General features: G+C 70.0%; 16 protein-coding genes and 1 rRNA gene. 12 read left to right on the top strand and 5 right to left on the bottom strand.

Annotated elements, in window-relative coordinates; translation table 11 throughout:
* Positions 1 to 221 precede the first annotated feature (221 nt).
* A 5S ribosomal RNA gene (gene rrf / locus ACGFIO_RS35735) occupies positions 222 to 338 on the top strand.
* Positions 339 to 447: 109 nt separating this feature from the next.
* Here rrf and ACGFIO_RS35730 read toward each other — a convergent pair.
* Positions 448 to 1,296, bottom strand: a complete 849-nt coding sequence (locus ACGFIO_RS35730) for a hypothetical protein (RefSeq protein ID WP_392833535.1) — start codon at positions 1,294 to 1,296, stop codon at positions 448 to 450.
* Between the two features lie 91 nt (positions 1,297 to 1,387).
* Here ACGFIO_RS35730 and ACGFIO_RS35725 point away from each other — a divergent pair, with 91 nt between their 5' ends.
* From ACGFIO_RS35725 to ACGFIO_RS35715, 3 genes are all read left to right on the top strand, one after another.
* The gene (locus tag ACGFIO_RS35725) at positions 1,388 to 4,027 is read left to right on the top strand and encodes a valine--tRNA ligase (RefSeq protein ID WP_392833533.1); all 2,640 of its coding nucleotides are present in this window, start codon (positions 1,388 to 1,390) and stop codon (positions 4,025 to 4,027) included.
* Positions 4,028 to 4,088: 61 nt separating this feature from the next.
* Entirely contained in the window at positions 4,089 to 5,414 is a 1,326-nt protein-coding gene (locus ACGFIO_RS35720) for a bifunctional folylpolyglutamate synthase/dihydrofolate synthase (protein WP_392833531.1), read from the top strand.
* Positions 5,411 to 5,818, top strand: a complete 408-nt coding sequence (locus ACGFIO_RS35715) for a DUF4233 domain-containing protein (protein ID WP_392833529.1) — start codon at positions 5,411 to 5,413, stop codon at positions 5,816 to 5,818. Before ACGFIO_RS35720 ends, ACGFIO_RS35715 begins: the two co-directional genes overlap by 4 nt.
* Positions 5,819 to 6,424: 606 nt before the next feature.
* On the opposite strand, the gene ACGFIO_RS35710 is transcribed toward ACGFIO_RS35715, so the two are convergent.
* A complete protein-coding gene (locus ACGFIO_RS35710; RefSeq protein ID WP_392833528.1) occupies positions 6,425 to 9,682 on the bottom strand; it encodes a VOC family protein in 3,258 nt (1,085 codons plus the stop codon).
* Between the two features lie 254 nt (positions 9,683 to 9,936).
* Between ACGFIO_RS35710 and ndk the strand changes: the two genes are divergently transcribed.
* The gene (gene ndk / locus ACGFIO_RS35705) at positions 9,937 to 10,359 is read left to right on the top strand and encodes a nucleoside-diphosphate kinase (RefSeq protein ID WP_392833525.1); all 423 of its coding nucleotides are present in this window, start codon (positions 9,937 to 9,939) and stop codon (positions 10,357 to 10,359) included.
* A 219-nt stretch (positions 10,360 to 10,578) separates the two neighbouring features.
* On the opposite strand, the gene ACGFIO_RS35700 is transcribed toward ndk, so the two are convergent.
* Positions 10,579 to 11,019, bottom strand: coding sequence for a carboxymuconolactone decarboxylase family protein (locus ACGFIO_RS35700; protein WP_392833522.1), 441 nt, complete (start codon positions 11,017 to 11,019; stop codon positions 10,579 to 10,581).
* Between the two features lie 194 nt (positions 11,020 to 11,213).
* Between ACGFIO_RS35700 and ACGFIO_RS35695 the strand changes: the two genes are divergently transcribed.
* The 3 genes from ACGFIO_RS35695 (at position 11,214) to ACGFIO_RS35685 (ending at position 16,974) form a co-directional block, all read left to right on the top strand.
* Complete coding sequence (locus tag ACGFIO_RS35695) at positions 11,214 to 12,743, top strand: alkaline phosphatase D family protein (RefSeq protein WP_392833520.1); 1,530 nt, start codon at positions 11,214 to 11,216, stop codon at positions 12,741 to 12,743.
* Between the two features lie 294 nt (positions 12,744 to 13,037).
* Entirely contained in the window at positions 13,038 to 16,178 is a 3,141-nt protein-coding gene (gene ileS / locus ACGFIO_RS35690; protein WP_392833518.1) for an isoleucine--tRNA ligase, read from the top strand.
* A gap of 121 nt (positions 16,179 to 16,299) precedes the next feature.
* Positions 16,300 to 16,974 (top strand): lysophospholipid acyltransferase family protein, encoded by a 675-nt coding sequence (locus ACGFIO_RS35685; RefSeq protein WP_392833515.1) that lies wholly within the window; start codon positions 16,300 to 16,302, stop codon positions 16,972 to 16,974.
* Positions 16,975 to 16,982: 8 nt separating this feature from the next.
* On the opposite strand, the gene ACGFIO_RS35680 is transcribed toward ACGFIO_RS35685, so the two are convergent.
* Both ACGFIO_RS35680 and ACGFIO_RS35675 read right to left on the bottom strand, forming a co-directional pair.
* Positions 16,983 to 18,443: a cryptochrome/photolyase family protein gene (locus tag ACGFIO_RS35680; protein WP_392833513.1), complete on the bottom strand. Its 1,461-nt coding sequence runs from the start codon at positions 18,441 to 18,443 to the stop codon at positions 16,983 to 16,985.
* 9 nt (positions 18,444 to 18,452) lie between these two features.
* The gene (locus ACGFIO_RS35675; protein WP_392833510.1) at positions 18,453 to 19,496 is read right to left on the bottom strand and encodes a hypothetical protein; all 1,044 of its coding nucleotides are present in this window, start codon (positions 19,494 to 19,496) and stop codon (positions 18,453 to 18,455) included.
* 168 nt (positions 19,497 to 19,664) lie between these two features.
* Between ACGFIO_RS35675 and ACGFIO_RS35670 the strand changes: the two genes are divergently transcribed.
* The 4 genes from ACGFIO_RS35670 to ACGFIO_RS35655 all read left to right on the top strand — a co-directional run bounded on the left by ACGFIO_RS35670 (position 19,665) and on the right by ACGFIO_RS35655 (position 25,303).
* Positions 19,665 to 20,456, top strand: coding sequence for an alpha/beta fold hydrolase (locus ACGFIO_RS35670; protein WP_392833507.1), 792 nt, complete (start codon positions 19,665 to 19,667; stop codon positions 20,454 to 20,456).
* Between the two features lie 3 nt (positions 20,457 to 20,459).
* Complete coding sequence (locus ACGFIO_RS35665) at positions 20,460 to 22,919, top strand: SpoIIE family protein phosphatase (protein ID WP_392833505.1); 2,460 nt, start codon at positions 20,460 to 20,462, stop codon at positions 22,917 to 22,919.
* Positions 22,916 to 23,269 (top strand): STAS domain-containing protein, encoded by a 354-nt coding sequence (locus ACGFIO_RS35660; RefSeq protein WP_392833502.1) that lies wholly within the window; start codon positions 22,916 to 22,918, stop codon positions 23,267 to 23,269. The genes ACGFIO_RS35665 and ACGFIO_RS35660 overlap by 4 nt, the downstream gene beginning before the upstream one ends.
* A gap of 81 nt (positions 23,270 to 23,350) precedes the next feature.
* Positions 23,351 to 25,303, top strand: coding sequence for a TIGR03960 family B12-binding radical SAM protein (locus tag ACGFIO_RS35655; RefSeq protein WP_392833499.1), 1,953 nt, complete (start codon positions 23,351 to 23,353; stop codon positions 25,301 to 25,303).
* The last annotated feature ends 5 nt before the right edge of the window (positions 25,304 to 25,308 follow it).

Here is a 25,308-nt window from a genome sequence, read left to right as displayed (position 1 = left end):
CCAGCTAGACGACTGGGTTGATAGGCCGGAGATGTAAGCCAGGTAACTGGTTCAGTTGACCGGTACTAATAGGCCGAGGGCTTAACTAACCTTTAGCGGAAGATTATTGAAGCGTGATTGCGTCCACTGTGTGATTCACAGCAAACAACCATCCACCTTGAATCGTGGCCGGTGACGGTCGGGGTTTGGGTTGCTGGGAGGGTTGTGTTGTTGATGGTTGTTTCGGTGGTCATAGCGGTGGGGAAACGCCCGGTCTCATTCCGAACCCGGAAGCTAAGCCTGCCAGCGCCGATGGTACTGCACTCGGGAGGGTGTGGGAGAGTAGGACGCCGCCGGACTAAACGTTGATCGAGGGTCACCCTTTGCGGGGTGGCCCTCGATTTTTTGTGTCTTGCTCGATTGTTTTTGTGTCCTGCCAGCCCGCCCGCGGTCAAACCGCGGTGCGGGCTAGTTGCGTTTCTGGGCCACGTCGCGGAAGTCGCGCAGGAGCTTGGCGGCTTCGTCCTCGGAACGGCTCGGGAAGAGGCCGACGGCGAGGCTGCCGTGGTCGGCCCAGCCGCAGACCGGCATCTGGCCGTCGGCGGTGATCGTCTGACCGCACTTCATGGAGCCGCCGAGGCCGCCGGCCGGCACGTCGTGCACGTCGGTGACCGAGCCCTGGTCGTCGGCGATCAGGTCGAAGGCCGACTCCAGGTCGTTGCCGGGGCTCCAGATCAGGCCGGTGCCGCCGAAGAGCAGCACGCCCTTCCGCTGGTCAGCGGCATCGCGGTAGACGGCGCCGACCGTCCTGTCGAGGGAGACCTCGGCCGACAGGGCTGTGGTGAGGTAGTCGGAGGTGTTGCGGCCGTTCTCGCTGTCGTCGACCTTGAGGCCGCCGAGGTCCGTGGGCGGGGTGAGGGTGGCGTCCTTCTCCGAGACGATCTGGTAGGCGGTGATGCCCGCCGCCACGGCACCGGCCACGCCGACCGCGAGCAGACCGGCCAGCAGGATCGAGCGCGTACGGGATTTGGGCTTGAGGGTTGCCTCGTCGTCGCCGGCGGGCTCGGTGAGCGGGAAGGGGCCGTCGCCGACCTCGATCGGGTCGGGCTGACTGGCTTCGATCCGGTTCGACCGACTGGCCTCGATCGGGTGGGACTGGCCGGCCTCGATCGGATCGGGCTGACCGGTCTCGGTCGGGTGGGACCGGCCGGCTTCGGCGGGGTCGGGCTGACCGGCCTCGACGTGCACGGATGCGGCTCCTGGAGGGGCCGTTGCCACGGGCTCGGACTCGGCCGGACCGCTGCTGCGCTCGGACATCGGGGCAGCCTAACAATCCACAGCCAGCCGGTTATCCACAACCACGCAATCCCGTGGCTGTCCCCGTACACCACCTCCGTAGAATTGCCGGGTGAGCGAAACAACCCAGACCAGCGCACCCGACGGCCGTCCCTCCGGTGAACTCTCCGCCCAGTACCAGCCGGGCGAGGTAGAGCAGCGGCGGTACGAGTCGTGGGTATCGTCGGGGCTGTTCGCCGCGGACCCGAAGAGTGACAAGCCGGCGTTCTCGATCGTGATCCCGCCGCCCAACGTCACCGGCTCGCTGCACGTCGGCCACGCGCTCGACCACACCATTCAGGACACGCTGTCCCGACTCAAGCGCATGCAGGGGTACGAGGTCCTGTGGCTCCCGGGGATGGACCACGCCGGCATCGCCACGCAGAACGTCGTCGAACGCCAGCTTGCCGCCGAGGGCAAATCCCGGCACGACCTGGGGCGGGAGGCCTTCGTCGAGAAGGTCTGGCAGTGGAAGGCGGAGTCCGGCGGCGCGATCCTCGGGCAGATGCGCCGGCTCGGTGACTCGGTCGACTGGTCGCGCGAGCGGTTCACGATGGACGAGGGGCTGTCCCGTGCGGTGCAGACGATCTTCAAGCGGTTGTACGAGGACGAACTGATCTACCGCGCCGAGCGGATCATCAACTGGTGCCCGCGGTGCCTGACGGCGCTGAGCGACATCGAGGTCGAGCACACCGATGACGACGGTGAGCTGGTCTCGATCCGGTACGGCGACGGGGCCGACGCCATCGTGGTGGCGACCACCCGGGCCGAAACCATGCTCGGCGACACCGCGGTGGCCGTACACCCGGATGACGAACGCTACAAGCACCTGATCGGCACCGAGGTGGAGCTGCCGCTGACCGGGCGGCGCATCCCGATCGTGGCCGACGAGCACGTCGACCCGAGCTTCGGCACGGGGGCGGTCAAGGTCACGCCGGCCCACGACCCCAACGACTTCGAGATCGGGCAGAGGCACCGGCTGCCGAGCATCACGATCATGGACGAACGCGCCGTGGTCACCGTACCCGGGCCGTTTGAAGGTCTTGATCGTTATGAGGCCCGGCCGGCGGTGGTCGCGGCGCTGCGTGAGGAAGGTTGCATCGTCGCGGAGAAGCGGCCCTACGTGCACTCGGTGGGGCACTGCTCGCGGTGCAAGACGACGGTGGAGCCGCGGCTGTCGCTGCAGTGGTTCGTGAAGACCGGGCCGCTGGCCCAGGCCGCCGGCGACGCGGTGCGCGACGGGCGGGTGGCGATCGAGCCGGCCGAGTTGGCCAAACGCTACTTCTCCTGGGTCGACAACATGCACGACTGGTGCATCTCGCGGCAGCTGTGGTGGGGGCACCGGATCCCGGTCTGGTATGGGCCCGGTGGGGAGGTCGTGTGCGTCGGGCCGGATGACGAGGCACCGACCGGCGAGGGCTGGCGACAGGACGAGGACGTGCTGGACACGTGGTTCTCGTCGGCGCTGTGGCCGTTCTCGACCATGGGCTGGCCCGACCAGACGCTCGAGCTGGAGAAGTTCTATCCGACGTCGGTGCTGGTCACCGGGTACGACATCCTGTTCTTCTGGGTCGCCCGGATGATGATGTTCGGGCTGTACGCGATGGACGGCAAGCAGCCGTTCGACGTGGTCGCCCTGCACGGCATGGTGCGCGACGGGCACGGCAAGAAGATGTCGAAGTCGTTCGGCAACGTGGTCGACCCGCTGGACTGGATCGACCGGTACGGCGCCGACGCCACCCGGTTCACGCTGGCCCGCGGAGCCAACCCCGGCTCCGATGTGCCGATCAGCGAGGAGTGGTGCCAGGGCTCCCGCAACTTCTGCAACAAGCTGTGGAACGCGACCCGGTTCGCGCTGATGAACGGGGCCACGGTCGCGGGCGGGCTGCCCGAGCAGGACGAACTGAACGCCGTCGACCGGTGGATCCTGTCCCGGCTCCAGCACGTGACCGCCGAGACGACCGAGCAGCTGGCGACGTACGAGTTCGCGAAGTACTGCGACAGCCTCTACCACTTCGCCTGGGACGACGTGTGTGACTGGTACGTCGAGCTCAGCAAGCCGGTGCTGGCCGCGGGTGGTGCGGAGGCGGAACGTACCCGGCGGGTCCTGGGGCATGTGCTCGACAACCTGCTGCGGCTGCTGCACCCGGTGATCCCGTTCGTCACCGAGGAACTGTGGACCAGCCTGACCGGCGAGGCGACGGTCGTCACGGCGACGTGGCCGGTGTCCGAGGCCGCACGGATCGACGACGCCGCCGAGGAAGAGCTGGCCGCCCTGCAGAAGGTCGTGACCGAGGTGCGGCGCTTCCGCTCCGACCAGGGGCTGCGGCCCGGTCAGCGGGTCCACGCGGCGCTCACCGGGCTGGGCAACGTCGGCATCGACACGCACGAGCCGCTGATCCGGTCGCTGGCCCGGCTGGACGCGCCCGGCGGCGACTTCACCGCCACGGCGACCCTGACCGTGGCCGGCGGGATCACCGTCGACCTGGACACCCGCGGCACCATCGACGTCGCGGCCGAGCGGGCGCGGCTGGAGAAAGACCGCGCCGCCGCCGAGAAGGAGGCCGCGCAGTGCCGGGCCAAGCTGGGCAACGAGTCGTTCGTCAGCAAAGCGCCGGAGCAGGTGGTCGCGAAGATCAAGGATCGGCTGGCGACGGCCGAGGCCGACCTGGAGAGAATCGCGGCGGCCCTTTCGGCGTTGCCAACGGCATGACCGGCCGCACCCAGCGGCGCCACCCGGCGCCCGCGGACGGCATGCCAAAGGAAGGCGTGGCATGAGTGAGTACGACGAGGTTGACGCCGCGCTGTTGAAGCGCGGCTTCACCCGGATGGACTTCGACCTTCGCAAGATCAAAGACCTGATGGACGTGCTCGGGAGCCCGCAACGGGCGTACCCGTCGATCCATCTGACCGGCACCAACGGCAAGACGTCGACCGCGCGCATGATCGACGCCCTGCTGCGGGCGCACGGGCTGCACACCGGCCGCTACACCAGCCCGCACCTGGAAACCATCCGCGAACGGATCAGCCTGGACGGCGAGCCGATCTCCGAGGAGGCGCTGGTCGCCACCTACAACGAGGTCGAGCCGCTGGCCGAGCTGATCGACTCGCGGGTGTCCGAGCCGCTGACCTACTTCGACCTGACCACGGCCATGGCGTACGCGCAGTTCGCCGACGCCCCGGTCGACGTGGCCGTGATCGAGGTCGGCATGGGCGGCGAGGACGACGCCACCAACGTGATCGAGGCCGGCGTCGCGGTGATCACCCCGATCGGGCTCGACCACACCGAGTGGCTCGGCGACACGATCGAGGACATCGCCTGGGCCAAGGCCGGCATCATCCACAAGGGCGCCACCGTGATCAGCGCGCTGCAGACCGAGGAGGCTATGCGCCCGCTGCTCGAACGCACCGTCGAGATGGGCGCCACGCTGGCCCGCGAGGGCGGCGAGTTCGGGGTCGTGCAAAGGGACATCGCGGTGGCCGGGCAGCTGCTCACCCTTCAAGGCCTCGGCGGCGTGTACGACGAGATCTTCCTGCCGCTGCACGGCGCCCACCAGGCACAGAACGCGGCGGTGGCGCTCGCCGCGGTCGAGGCGTTCCTCGGGGCCGGCAAGGACAAGCAGCTCGAGATCGAGATTGTGCGCGAGGGTTTCGCGCAGGTGGATTCGCCCGGCCGCCTCGAACGGGTACGCAGCGCGCCCGCGATCCTCCTCGACGGTGCGCACAACCCGCACGGCATGGCCGCGACCGTGGCGGCGCTGGAGGAGGAGTTCAACTTCCGCCACCTGGTCGCCGTCGTGGCCGCCCTCGGCGACAAGGACGTGTCCGGGCTGCTCGACCTGCTCGAGCCGATCGCCGCCCGGATCGTCGTCACCCGCAACAGTTCGCCCCGCTCGATGCCGCTGGAGGAACTGGCGCAGTTGGCGACCACCATCTTCGGCGAGGACCGCGTGACAGTGGCCCAAACCATGCCCGACGCCATCGAGGAAGCAGTAGTCCTGGCCGAGTCCGACACCGACGGCGAACTCAGCGGCGTCGGCGTCCTGATCACCGGCTCGATCGTGACCGTGGCCGATGCCCGGAAGCTCCTGAAGAAGTGACCACGCCGCCCCCTGACTCCTCTGACAAGCTGCCGCTCGCCGGCTCCTCAGACACGCCGCCGCGTCGGCCGTCGGGTTTGCGGAACCCCGGTGCCGCGGTGCGTGGGCTCGGGGCGGGCACGCTCGTGCTCGAGGCGATTGTGTTGCTGTTGGCGATTCAGCCGATCCGGATTCTCGGCGGGCATTTGAGCGGCTGGGGGATCGGGGCGGTGGTCACGCTCGCCGTGCTGTGCATTCTGGTGGCCGGCGTCATGAAGCGGCGGTGGGCCTGGTCCGCCGGCACTGTCATTCAGGCGTTGTTGCTGGTCAGCGGGCTGCTGCATTGGTCGCTGGCGGTCATCGGGCTGATCTTTGGGGCGGCTTGGGTCTACGCGACCCATGTGCGCCGCAAGATCCTGGGCTGACCCCGGCCGCGATCTCCGGGTGGCTGGGCCTCTGCGTTTCCGGGTGGCTGGCTCCCACGTTTCCGGGTGGCCGGCCTCTGCGTTTCCGGGTGGCTGGCTCCCACGTTTCCGGGTGGCCGGCCTCTGCGTTTCCGGGTGGCTGGCTCCCGCGTTTCCGGGTGGCCGGCCTCTGCGTTTCCGGGTGACCGGCCCCCGTTTTTCGAGCGCTTGCCCCCGGCGTTTCGAGCGGCCGGTCGCCGCGCGTGCATGTGCGGCCGGGTGCTGTGGTGGTTGTGGAGTGGCTCGGTGGCTGGCGTGTTCTTCAGGGGCCGGGCGCTGTGGTGGTTGTCGAGTGGCTCGGTGGCTGGCGTGTTCTTCAGAGGCCGGGCGTTGCGGTGTTGCCGAGTGGCCGGGCGTCGTGGCGTGGCGGCCGGGTACCCGCCACGTTCCTGAAGGGCCGGCTATTGCGGCTTGTTGAGCGGGGAACCCTGTTGCGTTGGCGTGCGGCAGGCCACCGCCTCGATACCCGGCAGCTGAGACTGCGGCGTTTGTTGAGAGACCGGGGGCTGCGAGGGTGGTGGCCGGCCGGGGTGCTGGGGTTGGCGGCCGGCCGGAGTGCTGGGGGTGTCAGCGGATGGCTCGCCACTGGGTGATTGCGATGTTGTGGCCGTCTGGGTCGTAGAAAGTGGCCGCCCACAGCTCGAGCTTGTCGCCGCGGTTGACAGGGCGGGGACCGTGCAGGAACTTTACGCCCTTGTTTTTCAGCTCTTCGAAGACGGCGTCTACGTCGCCTACCTCCAAGTTCAGGTAGATCAGCCGGCCGATGTCGGGGGACAGCGAATGCACCGCGCGGAGAACCAGCCGGGTGTCGCCGGAGGCCAGGACCGCGCTGCCGGTGCCCGTGTCGATCTGGAAGAAGCCGAGCGTGTCGCGGTAGAAGTCGATCGAGCGGGCCATGTTCGTCACCAGGACCGTGATGCCCACGCCGTGAATCGCGCCGGCCGGGCCGGGGCGGGCACTCGGGTAGGCGGTGATGACCTCGTCGGTGCGTTCGGCCGGTTCGTAGCCGGAGCCCTCCAGGTCTGCCCACGGGCGGGGGCCCTTGACGGTCGCGGGGCGGGCCGTGGCCGAGACGATGATCGGCTTGGTTCCGGCCGGCGGGGTGGCGGGACGTGCCGCGGGGGCCGCTGCGGATTTGGGCGGCTCGGTGGGCTCGCTCGACCGGCCGGGTGACGAGGCGGTGCCGGTCGTGGGCGGGCTGAGTGGGGCCGTGCCGATCACCGGGCCGGAATGGGCGGCCGTCGGGCCTGGTGCCGGGATCGGGCCCGGTGCCGGTGCCGGTGCCGGGGTTGAGGCTGGTGCTGGTGCTGGTGCTGGTGCTGGTGCTGGTGCTGGTGCTGGTGCTGGTGCTGGGGGCGTGGCTGGGGCCGGGTCTGATGAGGGCGCGGTCGGGGCGGTCGTGGAAGTGGGGGACGAGGGCGGTGCCTGGGCGGTGGTTGGTGAGGTCGGTGTGTGGGGGGAAGGCGGCTGGGCGGCCTTGGCGGCGGCTTGGCGGGCTTCCCACGGGGGTGGGCCGGGGTCTAGGAGGTCGTCGAGTAGGGGGTCATCGAAGGAGGAGGCGGGGTGGGGGGTGTCCGCGGTGGGGGACGCCTGCCACGGACGGGCGGACTGGACCTTGGGGGTGGCGGACGGGGCGGTGTCGCTGGTGGCGGGTGGGGGTGGGTCGTTGGGGGTGCGGCTTGTCTCCCAGGGGCGGGGAGAGGTGTCGCCGGTAGCGGCTGCTCGGTCGGCGGCTGCGGCGGCTGTTGCCTGAGACGGTGGGGTGGTCAGGTCCTCGTCGGAGGTGGGCGGGCGTTTGGAGACGGGGACCTCGGACGGTGGGGTGGAGGCGGTGGAGCCGGCTGCCCAGGACCTTGGGGGTTCGGGGGTGCCTGGCGGTGGGGCTATGACGTCGGTGGTCAGGCTGTGGCGGGACTCGGGGGCGAACTCCGGGGGGGACTGCAGGTCGTTGTCGTCCAGGGGGAGGTCGATGTCGCGGTCTTCGCGGAGGTGGGTCTCGTCCTGCGGGCGCGAAGTTTGATCCTCGCCGGTGCGGGTCGTCTGGGACTCGTCGAGGTGAGCTGCCCCGGGCTTGCCAGAGTGGGCCGTCTGGGGCCCGCCGGTGTGGGTCGCCTCAGGCGTGCCGGGCTTGTCGGTGAGAGGTGTCTCTTGCTCGTGGAGCTGGGTGTGGGGCGTGGTGGGCTGCGCCTCGGGGTTGTCGGTGGGGGACGCCTCGGACTCGTGGCGGGGGGTGGAGGGTTGCGCCTCGCGGGGGCGGGGAGGGGAAGCAGCCGCGCTGGTGGGGGATGGGTTGGTGGGGTGGGAGGCGGGGCGGGCGGAGGTGGAACCGGGCACGCCGGCGGCACGTTGCTCGGGGACCAGGCCTGCTGGTGGGCCGGCGGGAGTCGGTGGTGCTTCTGGGGAGTGGGTGGGCGTACCCGTGAAGGTTTCTGATTTTGGTTCTGAAGGGCGGCGGGGGCGCGGGCTGGGGCGGCGGTGTTCGGGGGGTGATGGGGGAGTGTCACTCGCTGCGGTGGGGGGCGGAGTGGGAGGTGCGGAGGGTGACTGGACGGGGGTGTAGGCGGGGTGGGTCTGGTCTGTCACGGGGGTGTAGGAGGACGGGCTGGGGTGGGGGTCGGGCTGTTCGAAGAAGGCCGTGCGCCGGTGGGGTGCGGGCTGGTCGGGTTCGGGAGAGGGCAGGTCGGGGTCAGGAGGAGAAGGCTGGTCGGGTTGGAAGGGGAGTGGGTCGGAATGGGGGTTGGAATCGGTCGGGTGGAGGTCGGACTCGGTCAGGTACGAGTTGGACGCGGTGGGGTGGGGGTCGGACTCGGTGGGGTACGGGTCGGGCTGGGTCGGGTGGGGGGCGGACTCGGTGAAACGTGAGTCGGCCTCGGGGGCGGGGGCTGAACGGGGGGTGCGGGGGCGTGGGGGTGCCTCGGTGTGAGCGGCGGCGGGCGTGGGGGGCTCGGGAATAGCGGAGGCGGGGGGATCGGCGGGGTCGGGCTGGGGGGTGGTGGGAGCGGGAGGATCGGTCGGGTCCAGCAAGGGAGTGTCGGGGGTGGGGGGCTCGTCCAGGAGGGGGGACGCGGTTGCCTGGGACTCGGCGTGGTGGGGGTGGGGGCGAGGGGCCCGCTGGGGGAGGACTGTGGGGATGTCGTCGTGGTTGACGTACTCGCCCTCGAGGATGGGGCCGCCTGGGGTGTCGTGGACCACCACTGAGGAGCTGGGGCGTTCCTCCGTGGCCACGGGGGAGGTCTGGGCGGCGGCGGGGGGCATGGGCTCGTCGGGGCCACGGCCCCAGGCTCGGTCGCGGGTCACCCATGGCGGGGCCTCGGGCTCGCCCAGCAGGTCGTCGTCGAGGAACTCCTCGGGCTGCTCGAACGATGGCGGGGGCGGGTCGCCGTCGTCGCTGCGGTCTTCCACGTCGGCCCACTCGATCTTGCAGCGGCGCATGTCGTCGACGTCGACCGAGATCGGCAGGGTCTCGTTCACGCGGGGCCATTTGCCCGTGGGTACGCGCGCGTCGCGCACCATGACCTCGGTCACGGGCAGGCCGGGGGCGACCACCACCAGCTGAATCTCGGCGCGGCCGTAGGCGCCGTTGGGGGGCGGGTCGGAGATCGCCTTCACCTGACCGTGGCCGGTCACCCAGGCGCGGGCGCCGCGGCGCACGACGTTGACCATGCCGAGCGCGATCGCCAGCGCCAGCAGTGCGGCGCCCAGGGCGACGATCGGCCAGCTGGACAGGCCGAGCCCGAACACCATCACGAACACCGCGAAAGTGCCCAGCACCGCCGCGAAAAGCTTGCGCGCCGGCGCGACGGGTCGGCCGGTTTGGTTCGCCACAGTGGACCCCCTTTGTGTTCCTGTCAGGCTATGGCGCTCCGGGGGCGGAGCGAAAGTGTGGTTACCCGCAGTTGGCGCTCGGCGCGAGCCCAGGCGGAACGGCGGTTACCCGCAGGTGGCGCTCGGCGGGGGCCGGGAGAGAAATCGCGGGTGGCCGCCCGGGCGGAAACCGCGGTTGCGCGAGGTTGGCGGTGGGCGCGGGATCGGTACCGATAGGCTGACGCTCCGCGTGTCGAACCTGGGAGGAACCAACCGTGACCAGCCCGTCCGGCGAGCGCTCGCTCGTACTGATCAAGCCTGACGCCGTGCGCCGTGGTCTGGTCGGCGAGATCATCGGCCGGTTCGAGCGCAAGGGACTCGCGGTCGACGCGATGGTGCTGCGGTCGATGGACGCCGCGCTCGCCGACCAGCACTACACCGAGCACGTCGACAAGGCGTTCTACCCGCCGCTCAAGGAGTTCATGACTTCGGGGCCGCTGGTCGCGATGGTGGTGTCCGGCGATCAGGTGATCGAGGTCATCCGGGCGATGATCGGGTCGACCGACGGGCGCAAGGCCGCCGCGGGCACGATCCGGGGGGACTTCTCGCTGTCGAACCGGGAAAACCTCGTACACGCCTCCGACTCGCCCGACAGCGCCAAGCGGGAGATCCAGCTCTGGTTCCCTGAGCTGGCCTGATGCGCGTCGCCCTCCTGGACGACTACCAGCCGGTGGCCCACGGGTACGCCGACTGGAGCGGTCTCGACGTCATTCCCCCGGGTCACCAAGGACGAGCTGGTCAGCACCTCCGACGTGATCACGGTGCACGTACCGCGACCTAAGAGGCGCGGCCGGTGAAGCCACCGGTGGGGACCGCGGGTGTGGCGCGTGCGAGGGGCGCGGGCGCCGGTGGTGGGGTCAAACGTTGGGGAGGTCCTGCTTCGTGGCGATCGCGAGGCGGTTCCAGACGTTGATGGTGACGATGGCCATCAGGAGGTTGCCCAGCTCGGTCTGGTCGAAGTGGCGGGCCGCCTCCTCCCACACGTCGTCGGGGACGCCGTGTTCGCCGAGTTTGGTCACCGCGTCGGTCAGGGCGAACGCCGCCTGTTCCTTCGCGGTGAAGAGCTGGGTGGCCTCGCGCCACGCGGACACGGCGAACAGCCGGCGGGTCGACTCGCCCGCCTGCTGGGCCTCGGTGGCGTGCATGTCGACGCAGAAACCGCAGCCGTTGACCATCGAGGCGCGCAGCTTGACCAGCTCGTACAGCTGCGGGTCGTTGTTCTGCCGGGCGTAGATCTCCATGCCGCTCACGGCCTTGTAGGCGTGGGGTGCGACATCGTTCAGTGAAAGTCGGCTCATGTCAGGTGGACGAGCCCGCCGGAAGAGACGTGACGTGGCCTCGGTCACAGGCCGGTGTGGGGGCGCGACTCCAGTTCGTGCGGAACATCCGCCGGTGTGGGCTCGTCGATCGCGACGCGGATCACGGGTACGAGTTTAGGTGCCGTCCACCTCGGCACGGTGCGTCTGTCATGTCGAGCCGATAGGCCATCATCATGACCTCGATAAATAGACGAACCCTGCTTCGGGTGGGCCTGGCCGGTGGCATCGCCGGCGCCGTGGGGACGGCGAACCCGGCCTTCGCGTACAAGCAGAGCGGGCGCCCGGTTCTCACGCACGGCGTGCAGAGTGGCGACCCTGCGGCCGGGACGGCCATGGTCTGGACTCGCGCCGACCGTCCGGGGCGGATGTGGGTGGAGGTGGCCCGCCGGCCCGACTTCAAGGGCGCCCGGCTGGTCCGCGGTCCGGTGGTCACCCCGGACACCGATTTCACCGGCAAGGTCCGGCTGCGTGGGCTGCCGCCGGGCGAGGACCTGCACTACCGGGTACGGGTGGAGAGCCTGGACCGGCACGGCCTGTTCAGCGCGGCCGAGCGTGGCCGGCTGACCACGGCGCCCCTGGGGCGGCGGGACGTGCGCTTCGTGTGGACCGGCGATGTCGTCGGCCAGGGGTGGGGCATCGATCCGGCGTACGGCGGCCTGAAGATCTTCGAATCGATGCGGCGGCGGCGCCCCGACTTCCTGCTGCACTCCGGTGACACCGTCTACGCCGACGGGCCGCTGGTCGCGAGCGTGACCCTGCCCGACGGCCGGGTCTGGAACAACCTGGTCACCGAGGAGAAGTCCAAGGTCGCCGAGACGCTGAAGGAGTACCGCGGGCAGTACGCCTACAACCTGCTCGACGACGCGTACAAGCGGTTCGCGGCCGAGGTGCCGCAGCTCAACCAGTGGGACGACCACGAGGTGCTGAACAACTGGTACCCGGGGGAGATCCTGGACGACGCCCGCTACACCGAGAAGCGGGTCGACGTGCTGGCGGCGCGGGCGCACCAGGCCTACCACGAATGGGTGCCCATCCCGGCGTCGCAGGGGACGGTCTACCGCAAGCTTTCGTACGGTCCGCTGTTGGACGTGTTCGTGCTCGATATGCGTACGTTCAAGGACGTCAACGACGGCAACACGTACGCCGACCCGAACCGCGGCCTGCTCGGTCACGAGCAGCGCGAGTGGCTGATCAAGGGCCTGAAGCGCAGCCACGCCACCTGGAAGGTGATCGCCAACGACCTGCCGCTGGGCATCGTGGTGCCGGACGGCCCGACCGCCCAGGAGGGTGTGGCCCAGGGCGACCCGGGTGCTCCGAAGGGCCGCGAGCTCGAGTTCGCCCAGGTCCTGCGGTCGGCGCATCGAGCCGGGGTGACCGGTGTCGTGCTGCTCACCGCCGACGTGCACTACACCGCGGCCAACCACTACGACCCGGCCCGCGCGGCGGTCCAGGACTTCACCCCGTTCTGGGAGTTCGTGTCCGGTCCGGCCCACGCCGGGGCGTTCGGGCCGAACGCGATGGACGCCACGTTCGGCCCGCAGGTGGTGTTCAGTCACACCCCGCCGGTGGCCAACGCGTCCCCGGCCGAGGGCTTCCAGCACTTCGGCGAGGTCGAGATCGACGGGCGGACCAGGGCGTTCACCGTCAATCTGCGCGACCGTGACGGTGTGTCGCTCTGGAAGACCACGCTGCAAGCCCCCTGATGCGTGTTTGTGCTCAAAGCGCTTTGAGCACAAACACGCATCAGTGCCCGGGGGCGGAACTCGGATGAAGGAATCGTGGGGTGGCCGGTATCGTTGTGAGCCAGCGGGCAACGAACCGGCCATCACCGGGGAGCCTCCGGAAGAACGGGCTGACGCGCCCTAGTAGAACCGGGCGGACCGACACGCGCAGACGTCGGTGAACGAGCGGGCGGCCTTCACTCAGGTCGTCAAGCGAGGTGGTACCGCGGGCCCAAGGCTCGTCCTCGCAGTCCGACAGGAACTGCGAGGAGAGCAATGAACTACCCGAAGCACACCGATGCGGCCGGCGTTCCGGCCAGCCCCGACCTGCCCGCGGTCGAGCGCGCGGTGCTGGAGCACTGGCAGGCCGACAAGACCTTCGAGGCCAGCGTCGACCAGCGGCCGGCCGGCAGCGACGGCGCCAACGAGTTCGTCTTCTACGACGGGCCGCCGTTCGCCAACGGGCTGCCGCATTACGGGCACCTGTTCACGGGGTACGTGAAGGACGTCGTCCCGCGCTACATGACGATGCGGGGCAAGCACGTCGAGCGCCGCTTCGGCTGGGACACCCACGGGATGCCGGCCGAGGTGGAGACCGAGAAGCAGCTCGGGATCAACACCAAGGCCGAGATCCTCGACCTGGGCGTGGCCAAGTTCAACGAGGCCTGCCGGACGTCGGTGCTGGCGTACACCCAGGACTGGGAGCGCTACGTCACCCGCCAGGCCCGCTGGGTCGACTTCTCGCACGACTACAAGACCCTCGACCCGGACTACATGGAGTCCGTGATGTGGGCGTTCCAGACCCTCTTCAAGAAGGGGCTGGTGTACGAGGGTTTCCGGGTGCTCGCCTACTGCTTCCGGTGCGAGACGCCGTTGTCCAACACGGAGACCCGGATGGACGACGTCTATCGGGACCGCACCGACCCGGCGCTCACGGTCAAGTTCCGCCTCGACACGGGTGAGGACATCGCGGTGTGGACGACCACGCCGTGGACCCTGCCGTCCAACCTGGCGCTGGCCGTCGGCCCGGACATCGAGTACGCGGTGCTGGCCAAGGACGGCCAGAAGCTGCTGGTGGGGGCTGCGCGCGTGGCCGCGTACGCCAAAGAGCTCGACGGTTTCGAGCAGACCGGGACCGTGCTGGGCCGGGAGCTGGTCGGCCGCCGTTACACGCCGCTGTTCGACTTCCTGGTCGAGCCGGGCGGCCCGAACGCGTTCCAGGTGCTCGGGGCCGACTTCGTGACCACCGAGGACGGCACGGGCGTGGTGCACATGGCTCCGGCCTTCGGTGAGGACGACCAGAACGCCTGCAACGCGGCCGGCATCCCGACCGTGGTGACCGTCGACGACCACACCCGGTTCACCGCGCTGGTCCCGGATTACCAGGGTCTGCAGGTGTTCGACGCGAACAAGCCGGTGATCGCCGCGCTCAAGGAGCGGGGCGTCGTCGTGCGGCACGACGGCTACACGCACTCGTACCCGCACTGCTGGCGCTGCGACACCCCGCTGGTCTACAAGGCGGTGTCGTCGTGGTTCGTGGCCGTGACCAAGTTCCGCGACCGGATGGTCGAGCTCAACCAGGAGATCACCTGGACGCCGGCGCACATCAAGGACGGCTCGTTCGGCAAGTGGCTGGCCAACGCCCGCGACTGGTCGATCTCCCGTAATCGGTTCTGGGGCTCGCCGATCCCGGTGTGGAAGTCGGACGACCCCAACTACCCGCGGGTCGACGTCTACGGCTCGTTCGAGGAGCTGGAGCGCGACTTCGGGGTCAAGGTGACCGACCTGCACCGGCCGTACATCGACGACCTGACCCGGCCCAACCCGGACGACCCGACCGGGCAGTCGACCATGCGCCGGGTGCCGGAGGTGCTGGACTGCTGGTTCGAGTCCGGGTCGATGCCGTTCGCCCAGGTGCACTACCCGTTCGAGAACAAGGACTGGTTCGAGCACCACTACCCGGGCGACTTCATCGTCGAGTACATCGGGCAGACCCGCGGCTGGTTCTACACGATGCACGTGCTGGCCACCGCGCTGTTCGACCGGCCGGCGTTCCGGAACTGCCTGAGCCACGGCATCCTGCTGGGCGAGGACGGCCGGAAGATGTCCAAGAGCCTGCGCAACTACCCGGACGTGTACAAGGTGTTCGACACGCACGGGTCGGACGCGATGCGCTGGATGCTGATGTCATCGCCGGTCCTGCGCGGCGGGGACATGCCGGTCACCGAGGTGGCGATCCGTGACGCGGTCCGGCAGGTGCTGCTGCCGCTGTGGAACGTCTGGTACTTCTTCAGCCTGTACGCCAACGCGTCCGGTCACTCGGCCGCATTCCGTACGGATTCGCGGCACCTCTTGGACCGGTACGTGCTGGCCAAGACCGGCGAGTTGGTGTCGGACGTTCAAAATCAGATGGACGAGTACGACATCTCGGGCGCCTGCCAGACCGTCCGCAACTACCTCGACGCGCTGACCAACTGGTATGTGCGGCGGTCCCGGGACCGCTTCTGGGCCGGCGACGCGGACGCGTTCGACACGCTGGCCACCGTGCTGGAGACCCTGTGCCGGGTGCTGGCGCCGCTGGCCCCGCTGACCGCCGAGGAGATCTGGCGTGGGTTGACCGGGGAGCGCTCGGTGCACCTGACCGACTTCCCCCGCCCGGCGGCCTTCCCGGCCGACCACGCGCTGGTCACCGGCATGGACGGCATCCGGGACGTGGCGTCGGCCGCGCTGTCGCTCCGCAAGGCCAAGGGGCTGCGGGTACGGCTGCCGCTGGCCACGCTGACCGTGGCCAGCGCCGACGCCGAGGCGCTGCGGCCGTTCGCCGACCTGCTGGCCGACGAGGTCAACGTCAAGGAGGTGGTCTTCACCGGCGACGTCGCGAACTACTGCGACCAGGTGCTGACCGTCGTCCCGCGGGCGCTCGGACCGCGCGTCGGCAAGCAGGTCCAGCCAGTGATCAAGGCGGTCAAGGCGGGGGACTGGCAGCTGGTCGACGGCGCGCCGACCGCCGCCGGGGTCACCCTGCAGGAGGGCGAGTACGAGCTGAAGCTGGTGGCCAAGGACGCCGGCAACTCGGCGCCGCTGGCCGGCGGCGTGGTCGTCCTGGACACCGAGGTCACCCCGGAACTGGCCGCCGAAGGACTGGCCCGGGACGTGATCCGGGTGGTGCAGCAGGCCCGCCGGGCCGCGAACCTGGACGTGTCCGACCGGATCTCGCTCATGGTGGCCGGATCCGAGTCGGTGACCAGCGCGGTCGCGCAGCACCTGCAGTTCGTGTCGGCCGAGACGCTGGCCGGCGAGGTGACCATGGGCCCGGTCGACGCGCCGTTCATGCCCTCGATCACGGAACTGGGCGACACCTTCACCGGCGAGGTGGGTGACGGCGAGCCCGTCACCGTGCTCGTGGCGAAGGCGTAACCGCAGGTTGAACTCCCGGTCCGGGTCGCCCGGGCCGGGACAGCGGCGGGGACTTTCGGCGGGGAGTGGTTTAGTCTTTTCCCGCCCCCACGTTCGTGTTGTTCCCTCCCGGAGGAACCCGTTGCCGCTGCTCTATTCGTTCGGCAAGATCACCGTCGGTAGTGCGATGATCTTGGGCTGGCGGCCGCGTGTCGAGGGGCTCGAGAACGTCCCGAAAACCGGCGGCGCGGTCTTCGCGAGCAACCACCTGTCCGTCGCCGACGAACTCTTCCTCGGCGCGGTCGTGCCACGGCACCTGGCCTTCTGGGCCAAGAGCGAGTACTTCAACGGCACCGGCGTCCGCGGCCGGTTCAACCGCTTCATCATGGAGGGGCTGGGCGCGATCAAGGTCGAACGGGCCGGTGGGCGCGCCGCGCTGACCGCCTTCGACGCGGCCATCCCCAAACTCAAGGCCGGCGACATGGTCGTCGTCTATCCCGAGGGCACCCGCTCACCCGACGGCAAGCTCTACCGCGGCCGCACCGGCGCCGCCCGGCTGGCCGTGGCCGCGGGCGTGCCGATCATCCCGGTCGGCGTGATCGGCACCGAGCGGATCCAGCCCATCGGCCAGCCGTACCCGAAGCTGGTCGGCTGGGGCAAAGCCACGATCAAGTTCGGCGAGCCGATCCCGACCACCGGCCGGCCCGACGACCGCACCGCCCTGCGCGAGCTGACCGACGAGGTCATGGCCGAGATCCAGAAGCTCACCGGCCAGGAGTACATCCCGCGCTACGCCCCGGCCAAGGGGCAGGACTAAGGCAGGTCTCAAGGCGCGCGGCTGCCTCGGGCGGTCTCCTGCTCGACCAGCTCGTCCAGATCCTTCAGGCGGTCCAGGCCGCGCAACGGCTGCCGCATCCGGTGGTTGTCGCGCAGCTTCGGCTCGTTGCGGTGCAGGAAGGCCCAGTAGCCGGCGGTGAACGGGCAGGCGTCGTCGCCCACGCGTTTGCGTGGGTCGTAGCGGCAGCCGCCGCAGTAGTCGCTCATCCGGTCGATGTAGGCGCCGCCGCCGGCGTAAGGCTTCGAGCTCATCCGCCCGGCGTCGGCGAATTGGCTCATCCCGATCACGTTGGCGGTCATCACCCACTCGTAGCCGTCCACGAACGCCCGATGGAACCAGTCGGCCATCGCGCCCGGCTGCCAGCCACGTTGCATCGCGTAGTTGCCGAGCACCATCAGGCGGGGGATGTGGTGCACCCAGCCTCGGTCGCGGACACCGGCCAGCACGTCGGACAGGCAGGCCGCGTCGACCTTGTCGGCTTCGAGATCGGCAAACCACGGGGGTACGCGGCCGGCGGCGCCCAGTTCGTTGGCGCGGCGGTAGCCGGGCTCGAAATACCAGTACAGGTGCCAGACGAAATCCCGCCAGCCGAGGATCTGCCGGACGAAACCCTCGACCGAGGCCAGCGGCGCGTGGCCCGAGCGGTAGGCGTCCTCGGCCCGGTGGATCACCTCGACGGGGTCGAGCAGGCCCAGGTTCAGCGGCGCGGAGAGCAGGCTGTGGGCCATCCACGGGTCGCCGGCCAGCATCGCGTCCTCGTACCGGCCGAACGTCGGCAGCCGGTGCTCGACGAAATGCCGCAGCCGGGCCAGCGCCTCGGCCCGGGTCGCCGGGAACAGCCGCGGGCCGTCGTGGCCGAGAAAGGTGATGCCGTCCTCGCGTTCCCACCGGTCCAGGTCGGCCCGCACCTGCTCGTCGATCTCGTCCTCGACGATCTTCGGAGCCTCGGGTACGCCCAGAGCCCGCTGTTTCGGCGGCGGTTCCCGGTTGTCGGCGTCCAGATTCCACCGCCCCCCGGCCGGCTCCCCGCCGTCCATCAGCACGTCGTGACGGCGCCGCGCATCCCGGTAGAAGTCCTCCAGGCGCAGCGCCGTCCGCCCGGCGGCCCAGGCGGTGAAGTCCTGCGGGCCGGTCACGAAGCCCCGTGGCGGCAGCATCTCGACCGGCCGGCGGAGGACGAAGGCGCGTGCGGCCCGCGAGGTGGGATGGCAGACGCTCAGGTCTTCGGCCGGCAGGCTCTCGGCGTACGTGGAGGATCGCGCGAAGCGCGCCTGATCGCCCAGCTCGGCCGCGCGGTGCCGCAGCGCCGAGAGCACCAGATGGGCCTTCTGCCGGTGGAACCGGCGGCGCCGGAACACCGCCTGCGATTCGATCAGCAGGACGGGCTGGTCCGGCGCGTCCAGGAAGTGCGGGCCGAGCTGGTCGGCGAACAGCCACCTGCGGGTCATGCCGATCTTCTACCCGCGGGTGAGCACCGCACTCCGCAGAACCGCCGTGAGATCGGCGCTGTCGGCGACGGAACGCCTGGTCATGAGCACTGTCACCAGGCTGCCGTGGTCGGCCCAGGCGCACACCACGACCGTGTTGCGGCCGGCCTTGCCGGTGCCGCAGCGCTCGTGCACGCCGGTTTCGCCCATGTCGAAGGTCCGCACGTCCCGGATGTCGTAGTCGGGGGTGAGCTGGCGGATCTGCGCCTCGACGTCCTGCTTGGGGGTGATCCGCAGGCCGGTGGTGCCGAAGATGGTGACCCGTTTGCCGTTGCCGTCGGCGTAGACGCCGGCGAACGCCGCGCCGTCGTTCAGCTCGGTGGCCAGGCGATCGGCGGCGCGGCGGCTGGTCGTGTCGTCGCGGCGGTCGAGGTCGGACACCTCGTCGGGGAGGACGGCGTTGACCGGGTACTGGCCGAAGGCGGGCAGGAGGAACAGAGCCGGGACGCCGCAGCAGAAGACCAGGCTGAGCAGGGCGAACGTGCCCAGTTTGCGGATCGGGTGGCGCTTCTTCGGTGCCGGCGGCAGGCCCTTCGGCTGCGGCTTGACCGCCTGCTGGGCGTACTTGGGCGGCACGTAGCCGGGCCGCGGCTGGACCGGCAGCCGGTTGGCCCTGGGCTTCTCCGCCTTCCGGGCCGCCGGCGGCGGAGGAGGGGGAGGGGGCGGCGGAGCAGGCGTTTCGACGCGGGTCGGGGGCGGCGGGGGCGCTTCGACCGGTGCGTCGAGGCGGGTCGGCGGCATCGAGACCGGCTCGGGCTCGGGGACCGGGAGTCGCAGCGGGTCCCAGGGGGTGTCCTGGCCGGCCCAGGGGTCGACGGCTGGGGTCTTGCCCCAGTCGTCGTCGTCCTCGGCCGGTGGCTTGCGGCGGGGCCAGAGGGACTTCTTCGGCTGGGGTGGCGGGATCGATGCCGCACCGCTCCAGCGGACCGGAGCGTCCACCGTCGAGGGCTCGCCGACCCGGGTGGGGTCGGGCGGTCGGGCATCCGGGGGATCACCGCCCGGCTGATCGGCCATCCGCTCGTCTCCTCCTCAAGGTCGCCACCAGCGTGAACAAGAAGCCAAAGCCCAGGTTATCCGGGGTGTGCCAGGCCGTAGACGCCCGCCGAACCAGACACCGGCTCACAAATGCCGGACAACCTGACCGTCGTGCGGGACGCTCCGGAGTCGTAAGGTGACCCCACGATGAATACGACTGTGCGCAACGCCGTGACCGTTACCGGGAATCCCACCGGGCAGCCGATCATGTTCGTCCACGGGTACGGCTGTGATCAGAACATGTGGCGCTTCGTCACGCCCGCCTTCGCCGACGATCATCGGATCGTGTTGCTCGACCTGGTCGGCAACGGAAAATCGGATCTCAGCCAGTACGACGAGAAGAAGTACTCGACGCTGAACGGCTACGCCGACGACATGCTGGAGATCATCTCCGAGCACGGCCTGCGTGACGTGATCTTCGTGGGCCACTCGGTGAGCGCGATGATCGGCATCCTGGCCGCGATCCGCGAGCCCGAGCACTTCGCCCGGCTGGTGCTGATCGGCCCGTCGCCGCGCTACATCGACGACGAAGGCTACATCGGCGGCTTCCAGCGCTCCGACCTCGAAGAGATGCTCGACTCGCTGGACAGCAACTACCTGGGCTGGTCGAGCGCCATGGCCCCGGTGATCATGGGCAATCCGGAGCGGCCGGAACTGGGCGAGGAGCTCAAGAACAGCTTCTGCCGGACCGACCCGGAGATCGCCCGGCACTTCGCCCGGGTGACCTTCCTCTCCGACAACCGGGCCGACCTGCCCCGGCTGCGGACGCCGGCGCTGGTCCTGCAGTGCTCCGACGACGTCATCGCCCCGACACCCGTGGGGGAGTACGTGCACGCCCAACTCGCGGGTAGCACACTGGTTCACATGAATGCCACGGGTCACTGCCCGAACCTCAGCGCTCCGGACGAGACGATCGCCGCGATCAAGGCCTATCTGTAGGACATGAGTGAGAGGGACGTGACTCAGGACCTACGCGTGCCGTGGGAGGAGGATCCCGGCGAGTTGTATGAGCACGCCCCGTGCGGATATCTGACCACGACTCCCGACGGCACCATCGTCAAGGTCAATGAGACCTTCCTCGCCTGGACCGGCTATGTCCGCACCGAACTGATCGGACGACGGCGGTTCCGTGACCTGCTGAGCTCGGGCGGCCAGATCTACCACGAGACGCACTACGCGCCGTTGCTGCGGATGCAGGCCGACGTGCACGAGGTGGCGTTCGACCTGATCTGTGCCGACGGTCGCCGGCTGCCCACCCTGGTCAACTCCACGCTCAGCCGGGACGCGGACGGACTGCCCCGGCTGATCCGGACCACGATCTTCAACGCCACCGAGCGTCGCGGGTACGAACGCGAACTGCTGGCCGCCCGCCGCGCCGCCGAGGACTCCGAGCGCCGGGTGCGCGTACTCCAGGAGATCGTCGCCGACCTGGCCGCCGCACCCACCGAGACCGAGGTCGCACAGGCCCTGGTCCGCGCGCCCGGCCCGGCCTTCGGCGCGACCAGCGCCGGCGTGTGGGTCAGCGGCACCGCGGGCGACGACCTGACCGCGGTGTCGGCGATCGACCCGGGCGTGACCGCGGCGGCCGCGGCCGAGGTGGCCCGCCGTGGCGTCCTGCGGGTGATCGCCGACCCCGCCGAGGCCGGCGCCGAACCGGACGGGCTCGGCGACGCCATGCGCGCGGCCGGACGGACGCTGGTCGTGCTGCTCCCGCTGACCGCCGGACCGGCCGGCGACGGCATCGAGGTGCGCGGCGTGCTCGCGTTCAGCTTCACCGAGCCGCGCGTGCTCAACGACGGCGAACTGCGCGTGGTCCGGCTGCTCGGTCAGCAGGGCGGGCAGGCGCTCGACCGGGCCCGGCTCTACGACGCGGTGCGGCTGCGCGAGCAGCGGGCCACGTTCCTGGCCGGCGTCACCCGCGAGATGGACGAGGAGAACCGGCTCACCGCCCGGGCCCATCGGCTGGTCGAACGGCTGGTGCCGGAGATCGCCGAGTGGGCCTCGGTGCGCCTGCAGATCGGCGGGCCGCCCGGGTTGCTGGCCGAGGCGGGTGGCCCGGCGCCGGACCCCGAGCTCATCGCCGCGCAGATCGAGGGGGTCACGACCAGTGGCGAGGCGCTGTGGCCGGCCGCCGACGCCGACGCCGACGGCATCGCGGTGCTGCCGCTGACAACCCGCGGACGGGTGCTCGGCACGCTGGCCCTGCGCATGGAGGGCGCTCGCCGCGCCCTGGCCGAGTCGGGATTCCTCACCGCGCTGGCCGCCCGGGCCGCCCTGGCGCTGGAGAACGCGCGGCTCTACGAGCAGGAGCGGGCGGTCGCCCGTACGCTGCAGCGCAGCCTGCTGGCCGGGACGGCGCCGCAGGACCCGCGTTTCGTGGTCGAGACCCACTACCACGCCGGGGCGCAGGGACTCGAGGTCGGCGGCGACTGGTTCGACTCGTTCATGGTCTCGCCGGACAAACTGGTGGTCGCGGTCGGCGACGTGGTCGGCCGGGGCATCGACGCCGCCGCCACGATGGGTCAGCTGCGCAGCGCGATCCGGGCGGTCGCCTCGGCCGAGGCCGGACCGGCCAAGGTGCTCAAGAAGCTGGACCGGTTCGTCGACCGGGTGATCCAGGCCCGGATGGCCACCGTCGCCTATTGCGAGATCAACCTGGCCACCAACGTCCTGACCTACGCCTGCGCCGGCCACCTGCCGCCGCTGGTGCACGAACCGGCCAGCCCGGCCCGCTACCTGATGGGCGCCCGATCGGCGCCGCTCGGATCCCGGGCGGGCAAGCGCGAACGGATCGAGGAGAAGGTCAAGCTGGCCTCGGGCACCCGCCTGCTCCTCTACACCGACGGCCTGGTGGAGCGGCGCAACCGCCCGATCGACCGCGGCCTGGACACGATGGCCCGCGAGTGGGCCCGCCGCCGCGACGCGCCCACGGCCGGGCTGGCCGCCGGGTTCGCCGATCTGATGGTCGGCTCCGACCACACCGACGACGTGTGCCTGCTCTGCTTGACGCTGGGCACCGACGAGCGCCTGGAGCGTTCCATCGGCGCTGATCCGATGCAGATTGCACTGCTGCGCAAGGAGATGCGCGGCTGGCTGGTCTCGCACGGGCTGCCCGAGGAAAGCGTCCAGGGTGTCCTGCTGGCCTGCTCGGAAGCGGTGGCCAACGCGATCGAGCACGGCTACCGGGACGACCCGTTCGGGCGGGTCGAGGTGTCCGCGACGATCTCCGACGACGCGGTCGAGGTGGTCGTGGCCGACCGGGGCGTGTGGCGGCCGGCCCGCACCGACGTGGCGCGGGGACGCGGTCTGCAGCTGATCCGGCAGGTAATGGATCATGTGTCGTTCGACCGGAGCAACGGCACGGTGGTCACCATGCGACGCTCCCGGAGGGATGACTCGTGAACTTCGAAGCCGGCAAGTTCGTCTCCGCGTACCGCCGCGGTCCGGCCTTTGTCGTCTCGATCACCGGCGAACTCGACCTGGCCACCGCGCCGGAGATCGGCCGGGCTTTCGTCAACTACGTGGGCGCCGACGCCCCGGTCCTGCTCGACCTGACCCAGGTCTCGTTCCTGGACAGCGCCGGGGTGCGGCTGCTCGACTTCATCGTCGGGGACATGGACGAGCGCGGCCGGGCGATCCGGCTGATCGTCGGTGACGCCGGTCCGGTGCGGATGACGCTCCAGCTGTGCGCCTTCCGCGACGACCTGCTGGCCGCCGATCTGGACAAGGCCGCGGCCGAACTCGGCGCTTAGCACGACCTGTCCGGGATTCAGTCGCGGTGGAGGCGCCCCGGGAACGAATCTGAGACAGGTCGACGCGTACCCTGGATCCCCATGAGCGTCACTTCCGTGTTCCCACAGCTCGAGCAGCTGCTACCCCGGGTCAGCAAGCCGATCCAGTACGTGGGTGGCGAGCTCGGCGCCGTCGTCAAGGACTGGGACGCCACCACGGTCCGCTGGGCGCTGATGTACCCCGACGCCTACGAGGTCGGGCTGCCCAACCAGGGCGTCCAGATCCTCTACGAGGTGCTCAACGAGCAGCCCGACGTGCTGGCCGAGCGCACCTACGCGGTCTGGCCCGACCTCGAGGCGCTGATGAAGGAAGCCGGCGTCCCGCAGTTCACGGTCGACGCCCACCGCCCGGTTCATGCCTTCGACGTGCTCGGTGTCTCGTTCGCCACCGAGCTGGGCTACACCAACCTGCTCTCCGCGCTCGACCTGGCGCAGATCCCGATGATGGCCGCCGACCGCGACGAGTCACACCCGATCGTGCTGGCCGGAGGGCACGCCAGCTTCAACCCGGAACCGATCGCCGACTTCATCGACGCCGCCGTGCTGGGCGACGGCGAGGAGGCGGTGCTCGAGATCACCGGGATCATCCGGGAGTGGAAGGCCGAGGGCAGTCCCGGCGGGCGTGACGAGCTTCTGCTGCGTCTGGCGCGTACCGAAAGCATCTATGTCCCTCGCTTCTACGACGTCGACTACCTGCCCGACGGCCGGATCCAGCGGGTCGTGCCCAACCGGCCGGACGTGCCGTTCCGGGTGCACAAGCGCACCACGATGGACCTCGACGCGTGGCCCTACCCGAAAAAGCCGCTGGTCCCGCTGGCCGAGACCGTGCACGAGCGCTACGCGGTGGAGATCTTCCGGGGGTGTACGCGCGGCTGCCGCTTCTGCCAGGCCGGCATGATCACCCGCCCGGTGCGCGAGCGGTCGATCACCACGGTCGGCCAGATGGTCAAGGAGGGCCTGGAGTTCTCCGGCTTCTCCGAGGTCGGCCTGCTCTCGCTGTCCAGCGCCGACCACTCCGAGATCGGCGACATGTGCTCCGGCCTGGCCGAGCAGTACGCCGACACCAACGTCTCGCTGTCGCTGCCGTCGACCCGGGTCGACGCGTTCAACATCGACCTGGCCCAGGAGCTGTCCCGCAACGGGCGCCGCACCGGCCTCACCTTCGCGCCCGAGGGCGGCTCGGAACGGATCCGCAAGGTCATCAACAAGATGGTGACCGAGGAAGACCTGATCCGGACCGTCGTCACCGCGTACTCGAACGGCTGGCGGCAGGTCAAGCTGTACTTCATGTGCGGCCTGCCGACCGAGACCGACGAGGACGTGCTGCAGATCGGCCGGATGGCCCACGAGGTGATCAAGGCCGGCCGGGCTGCCGCCGGCACCAAGGACATCCGCTGCACGGTCTCCATCGGCGGGTTCGTGCCCAAGCCGCACACCCCGTTCCAGTGGGCGCCGATGGAGCGCCCCGAGGTGATCGACAACCGGCTCAAGATGCTCAAGCAGGAGATCAACTCGGACCGGTCGCTGGGCCGGGCCATCGGCTACCGCTACCACGACGGTGAGCCCTCGCTGATCGAGGGCCTGCTGTCCCGCGGCGACCGGCGGGTCGGCGCGGTGATCAAGCGGGTGTGGGACAAGGGCGGCCGGTTCGACGGCTGGTCCGAGCACTTCTCGTACTCGCGGTGGGTCGAGGCGTGCGCCGAGGTGCTGCCCGGCTTCGGCGTCGACCTCGACTGGTTCACCACCCGCGAGCGCGAGCAGCTCGAGGTGCTGCCCTGGGACCACCTCGACTCCGGGCTCGACAAGGACTGGCTCTGGCAGGACTGGCAAGACTCGAAGAGCGAGTACGAGCAGGACGACTGCCGCTGGACGCCTTGCTTCGACTGTGGCGTCTGCCCGTCCATGGACACCGAGATCCAGATCGGGCCGACCGGCAAGAAACTGCTGCCGCTCACCCCGGTAAATGGTCTGAAGGTTCCCGCGCACACCCATTGACGCCC

Source organism: Actinoplanes sp. NPDC049265, from assembly GCF_043197135.1.
Classification (GTDB): Bacteria; Actinomycetota; Actinomycetes; order Mycobacteriales; family Micromonosporaceae; genus Actinoplanes.
Note: the sequence above shows the minus strand (reverse complement) of the source record. Positions and strands in the feature narration are given on the sequence as shown.

Excerpts from the sequence above, each read along its gene's own strand:
- ACGFIO_RS35730 (WP_392833535.1), bottom strand. The coding sequence starts at position 1,296 with ATGTCCGAGCGCAGCAGCGGTCCGGCCGAGTCCGAGCCCGTGGCAACG.
- ACGFIO_RS35720 (WP_392833531.1), top strand. The coding sequence starts at position 4,089 with ATGAGTGAGTACGACGAGGTTGACGCCGCGCTGTTGAAGCGCGGCTTC.
- ACGFIO_RS35700 (WP_392833522.1), bottom strand. The coding sequence starts at position 11,019 with ATGAGCCGACTTTCACTGAACGATGTCGCACCCCACGCCTACAAGGCC.
- ACGFIO_RS35695 (WP_392833520.1), top strand. The coding sequence starts at position 11,214 with ATGACCTCGATAAATAGACGAACCCTGCTTCGGGTGGGCCTGGCCGGT.
- ileS (WP_392833518.1), top strand. The coding sequence starts at position 13,038 with ATGAACTACCCGAAGCACACCGATGCGGCCGGCGTTCCGGCCAGCCCC.
- ACGFIO_RS35680 (WP_392833513.1), bottom strand. The coding sequence starts at position 18,443 with ATGACCCGCAGGTGGCTGTTCGCCGACCAGCTCGGCCCGCACTTCCTG.
- ACGFIO_RS35675 (WP_392833510.1), bottom strand. The coding sequence starts at position 19,496 with ATGGCCGATCAGCCGGGCGGTGATCCCCCGGATGCCCGACCGCCCGAC.
- ACGFIO_RS35670 (WP_392833507.1), top strand. The coding sequence starts at position 19,665 with ATGAATACGACTGTGCGCAACGCCGTGACCGTTACCGGGAATCCCACC.
- ACGFIO_RS35665 (WP_392833505.1), top strand. The coding sequence starts at position 20,460 with ATGAGTGAGAGGGACGTGACTCAGGACCTACGCGTGCCGTGGGAGGAG.
- ACGFIO_RS35655 (WP_392833499.1), top strand. The coding sequence starts at position 23,351 with ATGAGCGTCACTTCCGTGTTCCCACAGCTCGAGCAGCTGCTACCCCGG.